Below are 11,655 nucleotides of genomic sequence, written 5' to 3'. Positions count from 1 at the left end.
CGAAGTCAGGCGGATCAGAACCGGCCGGCCGGTCGGCCGGTCAGCGTGGACCGGTCGGCGACGACGAGGAGCTGATGATGCCTATGCAGCGTGGCAGCACCAAACACGGCCCGGTCAAGGATGACAGCCTTGCCCACGAGGTGGACGGGATCGTCCGCGCGGGCAGGGACACGCGCACCGAGGAGTGGCGCTCCGCCGAACCGCCAGGCGAGGATCAGCCCCAGGTGGCGATCATACCGGAGACCTCCGGTGCCGACCAGGGCGCGGCAGCGAACACGGCCGCGGCCGCACAGGCCCGAACCGACCTTGCCCGCTGGTTCGATCGGCACGACTTTCCCGCTCGTGCGGCTCAGCTCGCGCACGGCCTGCGCGGCCGCAACGCCCCGGAGCAGCTCGTCGAGCTGCTCCGCACCTTGCCCAAGCGACAGCAGTACAACTCGGTCGGTGATCTCTGGCGGGCGCTGCACGGCGGCGAGGACATCGAAACCGTACGGTTCTGACCCCGGCCGCTCGACGGCCGGCCCACTGCGCCTGCCCACTGCGCCCGCCCGCTGCGCAAGCACAGCCACCTGCCGTGCACCCGTGCACCCGTGCACCGAAACGCAAAGCAGTGTTCTCACTACCGCAAACACCCGACGATGGGCGGTCGGGCAGGGTCGCGGCGGGCGCGGGAGACTGGTGGCATGGCCACGCTCTGCGGGATCGAGCTTGAACATCCGCTCATGAACGCCGCGGGCACCTGCAAGAGCCTCGACGAGGTCGGTACCCTGGCCCGATCCGCTGTGGCCGCGGTCGTCGTCGGCTCCATCACCGAACAGGCCCGGGCCGGTAACGGCGGCAACGTTTACCACACCGGGGATTTCTTCTCGCTCAACGCGCTGGGTCTGCCGAATCCGGGGCTTGAATACTACCGTGAGCGGCTGCCGGACATGGTTGCGGCCACGCACAGCGCCGGCAAACCGCTCATCGTGAGCATCGCGGGATTCAACGCCGCGGAATACGCCCGCACGGCGCATGCGGTGGCATTGGCCGGCGCCGACCTCATCGAGGTCAATCTGGCCTGTCCGAACGTGTGGGATGGCGGCCGGCAGAAACGTATCGCCTGCTTCGACAACGATCAGACCAGGGCCATCTGCGGCCAGGTCGCCCATGCGCTCGCCACCGTCGGCGGCACCATCCCGGTCGACCGTCGACCACCGGCCTTCGGTATCAAGATCTCCCCATTCTCGGACCCGGCCGCGCTGGCCGAACTGGCCGGGCTCATCACGGTGCTGTCCCGCGAGCCATCCGGGCCACGGTTCGTCTGCGCTGTCAACACCTTCCCCAACGCCCTCGCCCTGACTGACGCGAATGAGCCGGTGATCGATGTCGAGCTGGCCGGGCTCAGCGGCGCCGCTCTCAGGCCCGTGGCGCTGGGCCAGATACGGCAGCTGCGGCGCCTGTTACCCGAGACAGTCGAGCTCATCGGAGCGGGCGGGGTGACCGATGGACGCGACATCGTCGACTTCCTGCATGCCGGCGCGGTCGCGGCGCAGGCCGCCACCGCGTACTGGAACCGCCAGGGCGACGCCGGTGTCTTCGGCGACATTCTCGCCGACTATGCCGACCAGCTGTAACGGTCTAAACCACTACCTGACACGACCGGATGAACTCCTGGTCAACCGCCATCCCAAGGCCGATACCGTCGGGGATCGCGACTGTGCCATCAGCGGCGAGACTGAGCCGGGTGGTGACCACCCCCCGGCTCAGCGCGCTCTGGGCGACATTGAACTCGACCCAATGCGCATCGTGCAGCGTGGCGAGATACGCGAGGCTGTAGGCATGTAGCAGGTCGGTGAGCCAGGAATGCGTGACGATCTCGCGGCCCGCCCGCTCCGCCTCTGCCGCGACCGCCTTCGCGACGGTGAGCCCGCCGCATCGGGACAGGTCCGGTTGCAGCACGTCGACGCCGCCTTCGTGGATGAGCCGGCGGAAGTCCCAGATGGTGGCCTGCTGCTCGCCCGCGGCGAACCGCAGGGTGGGGAACTCCAGCTTGGCCTGGTGGTAGTCGGCCGGGCATTCAGGATGGACGAAGTCCTCCACCCAGTAAGGCACCACGTCGGCCACAATCTCCAGCATCGCCCGGGTCTGTGCGTACGTCCGGACCCGGGGCCGGCCCCCGTCATGGACATACCAGCCCGGATCCACCATCAGTTCGCGCTCCGGCCCCAGGGCCTCGCGGATCGCGGCCAGGTTCTCCCGGTCCAGGCCCGGGTCGATACCGAAACCGCCCCAACCGAACTTGACCGCCCGGAATCCCATCCGTGCGTACCCGGCGGCCGCCGCCTGGTTCTCGTCGGGAGTGGCCCGGAACAGCGTCGAGGCATACGCCGGCAGACGGTCCCGGCGGCGCCCGCCGAGCACCTCCGACAACGGAACGCCAGCGGCCTGTGCGCGAATGGACCACAAACAGTTGTCCACTGCCGACATGCAATGCATGACGACACCACGGCGACCGTAGTAGGCGGTGGCGAGATACAGATCTGTCCAGATCCCCTCGATATCCAGCGGGTCCTTCCCGACTGTTTCTTCGGCGATGCCACGGAATCCGAGCGCGCCCATGCCAGGGCCGGACAGCACCCGTGCCGCGACCGGCCCGAGTGTTTCGACGTCGGACCATCCCTCCAGCCCGGCATCGGTGCGGACGCGAACCAGCAGCAACCAGTCACCCTGGTCGACTGCTTCCGCGGCACCGGAGCGCGGACCGTATGACTCATCGCCGCGCAACAACACCGGCGACACCTCGGTGATCCTCATCCGTTCCCGCCTCCTGTTCCGGTTCGCAGCCGGCCGGGCCCTGAGCGGCCACAACCTCAGCGCGTGTTTGAGATCGTCATTCCGGCTCGCCGCGTCCAGGCCACCCCCTGGCCGCGTTGTCGGCCACACCGATACGACTCATCCGGTATCGCTGCGGCCTCCCGCCTTGCCAGGGGCGCGCCTGGAGGCGACTCACTGATCGAAAGCCCGATCTCACACACGCTCTCAGACCTGGTCACGGACCTGGTCGGGGATGGCGCTGGGCAGGTCGGACGGCCAGGGAATCCGCCGCTCCGCGAGGCAGGCACGGAACGCCTCCGCATGGGCCACCATCAGCCGCGCGCCCTGGCGGCGGTCCTCGTCAGCGATCTCGTCGGCGTAGTCACGGCCGCGCAGCCGGCGCATGACATCCATCTGGCTGCGATGCCGCCGGATCAGCTCGGCCTTCACCGTGACGTGCGCCGGCGTGAGCTGGACAAAATGCGTCGCCTCGAATCCGTAGCCGTCCCCGGGGTGCACATGGAAGATCCGGGGCACCCGTTCGAGTGGGGGCGAGGCCGGTTCGAAGGACGACAGGCTGGTGAACAGAGCGGCATCGAGCACCGCGCGGGCGGTGACCACATGGTCGCTGTTGTAGTCCGACGTCCAGTGGGTGAAGACGAGTTCGGCTCGCTGTTCACGGAGCGTCCTGATGAGATCCCGGCGCAGCGCGGCATCGTCATAGAGGAAACCGTCCTCCCGACCGAGGCAGCGGTAGTCGGCCGCGAAACTCGCCGCGACCGAGCGCATCTCCGCATCCCGCACCGAGGCGGCCAGGCCCCGGTCCGCGGACGGGTCAAAGGCAAGCCCTTTGTCGCCCTGGGTCACACAGACGAAGGAGATTTCATGCCCCGTCTCCCGGAACCGCTGCAGAGTTCCCAGACAGCGCATCTCGTCGTCCTGATGGGCGAAAACACAGACGATTCTCACCTCAGTTCAGCTCGCCCGCAGGGCCATAGTCGATGCGATCGTGGCTGTGCCGCGCCGCCGACGGCCGAAGTCCCGGAGCCATGGACGGGAATTCCTCACCGCTGGCGCCAACCTGGTCCCCGGGGCCGAATCGGGTGAGATCGGCGAGCGAGACCGCCAAGGCGCCATCCACCGCCAGGAAGGCTCCGGACACGTACGCCGCGCGCGGCGACGACAGGAACTCGACCGCGGCGGCAACGTCATCGGGGGTGCCCATCCGGCCGAACGGCAAACGGCCGGCGACCTGGTCGAGAAATGCGTCGCCGTACAGGCCGGCCTCGCCTCGGGTCCGGATCCAGCCGGGCACGACGGCGTTGACGCGGATGCCGTGCGGCGCCCACTCGTGCGCAAGCGTCCTGATCACCTGGGCAAGGGCGGCATGCGCGGCGTTGTAGCCCAGGCATCGCGGGAACGGCAGGGACGCGTGCAAGGATCCGATAGCGGTCAACGCCGCTCCGGCTTTCAGGCAACCAGCGGCGAGAAGCTCTGCGAACAGAGCGAAGGCGGCTACCGGGCCCACGGCGAGGCTGCGCTCCAGGCTCTGCGCCGGGAGGGCGTCCGCCGGGCGGTGCTCTTCGTACGCGAGCGCGTGCACGGCTGCGGTGACCGTCCCCAACGACGTGGCGGCTGCGGCGGTCTCCCTGCCGAAGGCCGGGCCGCCGGCATCCGCGCGCAGCACTCTGGCGTCGCCTCCCCCAGAAATGATCAGATCGGCAACGGCGCTGGCTCGTGTCTCGTCCCGATCGACGCAGAGCACGACGTCACGGCCGCGAGCCAGGTGCTGGGCGCAGGCAGCGCCGATGTCCCCGCCGGCGCCGGTCACGACAGCCACCTGTCTAGGCATCGTCGACGGTCTCCCGGAGCAGGTCGACCAGCCTGTCGATCTCCTGGCACATCGGCTCGTCGATCATGTCGCTGACCGGCCCCCGCATGGCGGCTGACCCGAACACCCCTTGCCGGACCAGCAGGTGCTTCTCGACCGCGACGAAACTGTCGAGGCTGCTCTGCAATGACACGATCAGAGCGAGCGGTCCGGCGATCCGATACGCGCGCGGGAAGTCGCCGTCGCACAGGGCTCGCCACAGCGCGGCCAACGCCCAGACAAGATCCCCGGCCGGCATTGTCCCAACCACGCCACGGCGGAAGCTGTCGATCAGGTAGAGACCACCCGTTCCCTCGAAGACCCGGGCCCGCCCACCGGTCGCGTCAAGCAACCGGCTGAGCCGGGGACCAATCGGCTGCGCCTCGGGTTTGAACATCGCCCGGTCTCCGAGCTCCGTGTGCAGCCGCGCCTGCACGTTGATCGACAACGGTGCCCCGACGTAACCGCTGGCGTCCTGGACGATCAGCGGCACAGTCACGGCCTCGGCGATCGCGATGAAGTAGCGCACCAGTTGCTCGTCACTCGCCCGGGAGAGCCCCGGCGGGGTCGCCATCACCGCGTCCGCGCCGACGTCCTGCGCATGCTTGGCATGCCGGACGGCCATCGCCGTGGACTCAGCGCCCACGCTCACCACCGCGACCCCATGCCGACGGGCAAACGTGCAGGTCAACGCGGCCATCTCATCGCGTTCCTCGGACGACAGCCGGAGCACCTCGGAGACCATGGCGAAGACAACGCCGTCGGCTCCGTTGGCGAACAGCCAGTCGAACTGGGACTCCATCGTCCGCCTGTCGATACGGCCGTCGTCATCGAAGGGAGTCTGGAACACCGCCAGCACACCGGCGATGTCGCGGCTGTCTGCCGCCGGCTTCCGCACCGCCGTGGCCTGGTCCGCAAGAGTCACCTGGCCATTGCCTTTCGGTAGAGCCGCTGATTCGGATGGCACATGTCTCCCCAGTATCAATAACCAATATGATCGATACGGTATCGACGTCGGTTTGGATGCATAGCTGCCGAAATTTCGGCCGCTCGGGGAATGGGCTGGCTCAACACCTGCCGAGGGCCTGGGCAACAGAGCCTGGTCACCATCGTCGCCACCCGCACCCGATCGACTCAGCCGGCCTGCTGTGCTCACGACCGCGCTTCGCGGGCATGGCCGTCTTCATGGGCCCGGAGGCTGCTGAGAACTCCGCGGAGGCCGTGGCCGCAGGCCAAGCAGCGCGACCGCGTCCCGGGCACAGATGTGATCGATATCGCTCGCGGTGACGTTCGCGATGCCAAGACTACGGCAGAGGGCGGCGGCCCGGTGCAGGCCGGTGATGGTCCGTTCCACAGTGGAGAAGGGATAGTCACTGCCAAACAGGACACGGTCGAAGACCTGGTACTCCGACGCGGTCGCGAGCGCCTGGGCCAACTGCCACGGCCGGGTGTCCATCGCGGACACGTCGACGTAGAAGTGCTCATGACGACGGACCACGCTCAGCGCCTCGGCCGTCCACGGGTGACCGAAATGCGCGATCCACATCCGCAACGCCGGGAACCGACGCGCGGGGAGGTCGAGCTGGAGGGGACGGGCGAACTCCGCGATCGCGGCTCGGGTGAACGTGGTGCCCTGGTGCCAGACGACGGGAATGCCGTAGTGGTCGGCGATCTCCAGCAGATCAAGGCAGGCCGGGTCGTGAGGATGGAAGTGCTGGTAGGTCGGGCCGAGCTTAAGGCCATACAGGCCAAGATCCTCAACCGCATGCCGCAGCCGGGCAGCCGCGTCGGGCCGGGTGGGGTTGACGCTGGCGAACCCGATGAGGTTCGGCTTGTCAGCGACGGCCTTCGCCACGTACTCGTTGGGCACGACCGTCCCGACCGGCTCGGCATCGAAAGCGAGCACCACCGACGCCGTCGCGGCAGCCGCCGCGGCGGCGTGCCCGGCCGGTGTCACGTCCCAGTGGGTTCGTCCCCAGACCCGCATCTCGTCGTCGGCGAGCGGCCCGCCGACATGGGTGCCACGTTCGCCCAGATGCGTGTGAACGTCCACGGTCACCAACGTCACGACGCTTCCCCCTCCGCGCTCACGTTGCGCGCCACCGCCTTCAGGGCGTCGACGATGTCGTCCAACCGGTCGTTCATCCGCGCGGTGGGACCACTGACGCTGAGCGCGAAGCGGTATCGCCCCCGGTCGTCGCGGATCGGGACGCCGACACACTTCATCCCGATCTCGGCCTCCTCGTTGTCGAGCGCGTACCCGCGGCGACGGATGTCGGCAAGATCAGCAAGCACGTCCGCGGGATCGGTGCGGGTCAGGGCCGTGTGCCGTTCCGGTGGCCGGGTACGCAGGAGTTCCCGCACCTCGTCATCGGGGAGATGGGCGAGGATGGACTTTCCCAGGCTGGAGACGAACCAGTCGTCACGGTCACCCACGGTCGCCCCGCGGCGGATCGACCGGCGGCCCTCGAGGGCCTCAATGATCACAACTTCGCCCGCCTGGTTCACCGCCAGGTTGATCGTCTCGTCGAACCGGGCGAGCAGCTCGCGCATGTACGGGAGCACACGGCCGCGCAACGGCCGGGCACGTCGCGCGGCATGCCCAATAGTGATCATGCGGACGCCAAGGGAGTAGCAGCGGGACACCTCGTCCCGCTCGAGCCATCCGTGGTCGACGAGCTGCCGCAGATAGCGGGTTGTCGTGGACGGCTCGAGGCCGCACGCGGCGGCGACCTCCGAGAGGCTCTGGCTGGGCGCGGCCAGGAAGGACTCGACAATCCCGATCAACCGGTCGCTCAGCCTCGTGGGCGCGGTCGCGGTCATCCCATCACTCCCGGATAGTGGCACGAGACGTGCACCGGTGTTGTGTCGAGCAGGCATAGGGGCGGATCCTCCGAGGCGCACCGAGGACGTCCCGCGCCGACATCGCATCGTGGCAGGAAACGGCAGCCCAGGGCCGGAGGCTCGGATCGGACGTATTCGTCGGGACGCGTCCTGCTTACCCGGGAGCGCGCTGTCACCGGATCAGCGGCCAGGACGGCATCGAGCAGGAGGCGAGTATAAGGGTGCCGCGGCGCGGCGAACAGATCCTCGCGACGAGCCATCTCCACGATCCGTCCCCGGTACATCACCCCCACCTCCTGAGCCATGTACCGCACCACCGCGAGGTCGTGCGAGATGAACAGACAGGTCAGCCCGAGGTCCCGTTGTAACCCGGTGAGCAGGTTGAGGATCTGTGCACGTACCGAAACGTCCAGCGCCGACACGGCTTCGTCCAGCACGATGAAGTCAGGACGCGGCGCCAGCGCCCGAGCGATCGCGACGCGCTGAGCCTGACCGCCTGAAAGCTCGCCGGGCCGGCGGTCCGCGATGCCGCCGGGAAGCTGGACAAGGTCGAGCAGTTCCCGTACCCGGGCCTCACGCTCGCCCCGGGTGCCTATGCGGTGGGCCACCAGCGGTGCGGCGATGATACCGGCGACCGACGCGCGCCGGTTGAGGGAAGCGTGTGGGTCCTGGAAGACGGCCTGCACCCGGGACCGCAGCCGGCGCATCCCCGCCGCGGACAGGCCTGCGATGTCCTGCCCGTCGAAACGGACCGTGCCGCTGTCGGCCGTTGTCAACCGCAGCACGCAGCGGCCGACCGTCGACTTTCCCGACCCGGACTCGCCGACAAGCCCGAAAGTCTCGCCACGCCGCACCGACAGCGACACACCGTCCACGGCGGGCAGTCGGCCGCCATGACGTGATGGATAGGTCTTGACCAGATTCCGCACCTCGAGCAGCCGCGGGGGCAGCCGCGCCGGCGGCCCCGCCGGCATGCGTAACAGCATCACCGGTCCGCCCTGTCCGCTGACGCTGCCCGGCCGGCGGCGGGGTGCTCCGCGGCGGGGTGCTCCGCGACGGGGTACTCCGCGGAGATGGACTCGCCCGCCCGGACGCAGCGCACCTGCCGACCGGCGGCCGCCCGCAACGCGACCGGCTCCGCGCACAGGCCGATCGATATCGGGCAACGCGGCTGAAATGCGCAGCCGGCACCGGTCTCCGCCGGCAGCGGCGGCTGGCCGGATATGGTCCGGATGGGCACGGTGAGATCGACCGTGAGATCGACGGTCGCCGACATCAGCGCCGCGCTGTAGGGGTGGGCCGGGCGTGCGTAGAGGTCCACGGTGGGTGCGGACTCCACGATCTGACCGGCGTACATAACCGCGGTATCGTCGCAGAACCCGGCGGCGACACCTAAATCATGAGTGATCAGAACCGCTGCCAGGCCACGCTCACGGCAGATCCGGTCGATCAGTGCGATCACTCTCACCTGAGTCGTCACGTCCAGCGCGCTGGTCGGCTCGTCGCACAGCAGCACGTCGGGCCGGCTGGCCAGCGCCATCGCGATCATTGCGCGTTGCCGCATCCCGCCCGAGAACTCATGCGGGTAAGCGGCCAGGCGTTGTCGCGGGGCTGGTATCCCGACCTCACCGAGCAGATCGGCCGCGCGTTCCAGCGCACTCGCGCGGCGGACATCCTCGTGCAGCCGGATCGACTCGACGATCTGTGCCCCGATCGTCATCAGCGGGTTCAGCGCCGCCGCTGGATCCTGATAGATCATCGAGATCCGGCGGCCACGGATGCGGTCAAGCTCGCGCCGACGCAGCACGAGCAGATCGATGCCATCCAGCCACACCCGCCCGCCGGTGACCCGGACCGGGCCGCGGTGCAAGCCCATCACGGCCAGTGCGGTCAACGTCTTGCCCGAGCCGGACTCGCCGACGATACCGAGCCGCTGACCGGCGGACAGCGCGAAGCTGATGCCCCGCACGACCGCGGTGGCGCCGACAGCGACCCACAGATCGTCGACGTCGAGGATGGCGGGTGCCGTCATCGACGCCCACCAGTGAGTCGGTCGACAGCGGTGAGCCGGTCTGCGGCCAGGTTGAGACACAGCACGGTGGCGAGGATGAGGATGGCGGGCGCCGCCGCATAACTTGGATCATTGTACAGAAACCCGTATCCCTGTTGCAGCAGCACCCCCCAGGACATCTGTGGCGGCTGGACGCCAAGCCCGACGAAGCTCAGGCTGGCTTCCAGGATCATCGCGCTGGCGGCGTTGATCGCGGCCTGGCTGGCCAGGTCGGGCAGGATGTTGGGGAGCACCTCACGCAGCAGCAGGCGACCCCGGCTGGCTCCGTACGCGACGGCGGCGGCGTAGTAGTCAAGGGTCGTCTCGCGGACGATGGCGGCTCGCGCCATCCGCGCGGTGCTGGGCGCGAGCAGCAGCCCGGTCAGCACGATCAGGGATACCAGCGACGCCCCGAACGCCGCGACACACACCAGCGCGAACAGGATCTGCGGGATCGCCATAGTGATGTCAGCGCCGCGCATCAACAGCTCGTCGAGAAGGCCTCGGGCACCGCTGGCGAGCACGCCCCACAGCGTGCCGGCCAGGAACGCCACGGCAACGCTGCCACCAGCGACGGACAGCGACAGCTCACCGCCGTAGAGGAGCCGGCTGAGTTTGTCCCGCCCCAGCTCGTCGGTGCCGAGCCAATGGCGCGCGCTCATCGTCCCGAAGGCGTTCGCCGGGTCCAGGCCGGTCGCACCCTGCCTGCTGACCAGGGGGGCCAGCAGGCACATCCCGACGATCGCCAGCAGGACGAGCACACTCGCTGGCGGCGGGCTGATCCGGACGCGCCGACCGCGGCGCACCCGGCTGTGCCCCGCGGCGGCAGACTCAGACACGGTGCCCCCGGGTTCTCGGATCCAGCGACCACACCAGCAGGTCAATCACCATCGATACCAGGATGAACAAAACGCTGATCAGCAAAACGACCGACTGGAGTACCGAGTAGTCACGCTGGAACGCCGATTCCACCGACAACGACCCGAGGCCAGCGAAACCGAACACGTACTCAACAATGACACTTCCACCGAGGGTGTACCCGACGATGAGCCCCAGCATGGTGAGGCTCGGCAGCGCGGCGTTGCGCAGCGCATGACGGAGGACCACGGTCCGGGCCGGGGCGCCCTTGCCCGCCGCCGTCCGGGCGAACTGTGACGCCAGCGCCGAGATGAGTTCCGTACGCAGGTAGCGCACCAGGAGCGGGGCGGCCACCAGACACAGCGCGAGCGCCGGCATGACCATATCGCGCACGTTCTGCCCCGGGTTCTGGAGCAGCGGCACATAGCCGCGCGCGGGCAGCCATTTCAGCGTCACACTGAACAGCAGGATAAGCAGGATTCCGGCCACGAACGGGGGAAACGCCATACCGGCCGACGCCGCCGCCGTGACGCATCGGTCCACCCAGCCGCCGGGCCGGGTAGCCGCCGCGATCGCGGCCGGAACCGCGACCGCGACCGCGAGAGTCATGGCGAGAAAAGTCAGTTCCAGTGTGGGCCCGAGCCGGGCTGCGATGAGGGAGCTGACTGTGCGCTGGCTGACATATGATCTACCAAAATCCCCGTGGGCTATCCCGGCGACCCAGCTGAGGTACTGACTGACAACGGGACGGTCGAGACCGGCCTCCGCACGCAGCCTGTCGATCGTTGCCTGATCTGTCCCCCGCGCGGCACCCAGCCGAGCGATCACAGGATCGCCCGGCAACGCCCGCAGAACGGCGAAGATAAGGATCGACGAGCCGGCTATCATAACCAGGCTGATCGACACCCGCTTGACGATATACGGCACGGTCATCCTTTCTCGTCGTCCCCGCCGGCTCCCGGGATTCACAACAGGTTCTTTGAATCCTGGACTCAGAGCGTGTGTGAGATCGGGCTTTCGATCAGTGAGCCGCGTCCAGGCACCCCCGGGCAGGGCGGAAGGCCGAAGCGATACCGGATGAGTTGTATCGGTGTGGCCGACAACGCGGCCAGGGGCCGACTGGGCGCGGATCACCCGGGCAGAAGGCTAACATCAGGTTCCTAGTGGTCGCCGCCGGAAGTTGTTCGGGGGGTGCCGGATGACAGACGGATGCATCGTGAGGCGGAGAAGGCCCAGG

Annotated in this window: 12 protein-coding genes; 2 read left to right on the top strand and 10 right to left on the bottom strand. The window is 68.5% G+C overall.

Annotated features, from left to right (window positions below):
• Positions 1–500: DUF2795 domain-containing protein (locus tag MJ783_RS07240; protein ID WP_239309396.1), on the top strand; the 500-nt coding region annotated here is incomplete at its 5' end.
• A gap of 183 nt (positions 501–683) precedes the next feature.
• Entirely contained in the window at positions 684–1,616 is a 933-nt protein-coding gene (locus MJ783_RS07235) for a dihydroorotate dehydrogenase (RefSeq protein ID WP_239309395.1), read from the top strand.
• A gap of 4 nt (positions 1,617–1,620) precedes the next feature.
• Here the strand turns inward: MJ783_RS07235 and MJ783_RS07230 are convergent, their stop codons facing one another.
• The 10 genes from MJ783_RS07230 to MJ783_RS07185 all read right to left on the bottom strand — a co-directional run bounded on the left by MJ783_RS07230 (position 1,621) and on the right by MJ783_RS07185 (position 11,351).
• Positions 1,621–2,796, bottom strand: a complete 1,176-nt coding sequence (locus MJ783_RS07230) for a mandelate racemase/muconate lactonizing enzyme family protein (protein ID WP_239309394.1) — start codon at positions 2,794–2,796, stop codon at positions 1,621–1,623.
• Positions 2,797–3,021: 225 nt separating this feature from the next.
• Positions 3,022–3,765 carry a PIG-L deacetylase family protein gene (locus tag MJ783_RS07225; RefSeq protein ID WP_239309393.1) on the bottom strand — a complete coding sequence of 248 codons (744 nt, stop codon included), beginning with the start codon at positions 3,763–3,765 and terminating at the stop codon, positions 3,022–3,024.
• 1 nt (position 3,766) lies between these two features.
• Entirely contained in the window at positions 3,767–4,648 is an 882-nt protein-coding gene (locus MJ783_RS07220) for an SDR family NAD(P)-dependent oxidoreductase (RefSeq protein ID WP_239309392.1), read from the bottom strand.
• A complete protein-coding gene (locus MJ783_RS07215; RefSeq protein WP_239309391.1) occupies positions 4,641–5,591 on the bottom strand; it encodes a dihydrodipicolinate synthase family protein in 951 nt (316 codons plus the stop codon). The genes MJ783_RS07220 and MJ783_RS07215 overlap by 8 nt, the downstream gene beginning before the upstream one ends.
• Positions 5,592–5,849: 258 nt before the next feature.
• On the bottom strand, positions 5,850–6,734 hold the full coding sequence (locus MJ783_RS07210) for an amidohydrolase family protein (RefSeq protein ID WP_239309390.1): 885 nt from the start codon (positions 6,732–6,734) through the stop codon (positions 5,850–5,852).
• Positions 6,731–7,489, bottom strand: coding sequence for an IclR family transcriptional regulator (locus MJ783_RS07205; protein WP_239309389.1), 759 nt, complete (start codon positions 7,487–7,489; stop codon positions 6,731–6,733). Before MJ783_RS07205 ends, MJ783_RS07210 begins: the two co-directional genes overlap by 4 nt.
• Entirely contained in the window at positions 7,486–8,496 is a 1,011-nt protein-coding gene (locus MJ783_RS07200) for an oligopeptide/dipeptide ABC transporter ATP-binding protein (RefSeq protein ID WP_239309388.1), read from the bottom strand. Before MJ783_RS07200 ends, MJ783_RS07205 begins: the two co-directional genes overlap by 4 nt.
• Positions 8,496–9,542, bottom strand: coding sequence for an ABC transporter ATP-binding protein (locus MJ783_RS07195; RefSeq protein WP_239309387.1), 1,047 nt, complete (start codon positions 9,540–9,542; stop codon positions 8,496–8,498). The genes MJ783_RS07200 and MJ783_RS07195 overlap by 1 nt, the downstream gene beginning before the upstream one ends.
• The gene (locus tag MJ783_RS07190; protein WP_239309386.1) at positions 9,539–10,399 is read right to left on the bottom strand and encodes an ABC transporter permease; all 861 of its coding nucleotides are present in this window, start codon (positions 10,397–10,399) and stop codon (positions 9,539–9,541) included. Before MJ783_RS07190 ends, MJ783_RS07195 begins: the two co-directional genes overlap by 4 nt.
• Positions 10,392–11,351 (bottom strand): ABC transporter permease, encoded by a 960-nt coding sequence (locus MJ783_RS07185; protein ID WP_239309385.1) that lies wholly within the window; start codon positions 11,349–11,351, stop codon positions 10,392–10,394. Before MJ783_RS07185 ends, MJ783_RS07190 begins: the two co-directional genes overlap by 8 nt.
• Positions 11,352–11,655: the final 304 nt, after the last annotated feature.

The organism is Protofrankia sp. Cj3 (assembly GCF_917627355.1).
Classification (GTDB): Bacteria; Actinomycetota; Actinomycetes; order Frankiales; family Frankiaceae; genus Protofrankia.
This window is presented reverse-complemented; position numbering and strand designations above follow the sequence as displayed.

Excerpts from the sequence above, each read along its gene's own strand:
- MJ783_RS07235 (WP_239309395.1), top strand. The coding sequence starts at position 684 with ATGGCCACGCTCTGCGGGATCGAGCTTGAACATCCGCTCATGAACGCC.
- MJ783_RS07230 (WP_239309394.1), bottom strand. The coding sequence starts at position 2,796 with ATGAGGATCACCGAGGTGTCGCCGGTGTTGTTGCGCGGCGATGAGTCA.
- MJ783_RS07220 (WP_239309392.1), bottom strand. The coding sequence starts at position 4,648 with ATGCCTAGACAGGTGGCTGTCGTGACCGGCGCCGGCGGGGACATCGGC.
- MJ783_RS07205 (WP_239309389.1), bottom strand. The coding sequence starts at position 7,489 with ATGACCGCGACCGCGCCCACGAGGCTGAGCGACCGGTTGATCGGGATT.
- MJ783_RS07200 (WP_239309388.1), bottom strand. The coding sequence starts at position 8,496 with ATGCTGTTACGCATGCCGGCGGGGCCGCCGGCGCGGCTGCCCCCGCGG.
- MJ783_RS07195 (WP_239309387.1), bottom strand. The coding sequence starts at position 9,542 with ATGACGGCACCCGCCATCCTCGACGTCGACGATCTGTGGGTCGCTGTC.
- MJ783_RS07185 (WP_239309385.1), bottom strand. The coding sequence starts at position 11,351 with ATGACCGTGCCGTATATCGTCAAGCGGGTGTCGATCAGCCTGGTTATG.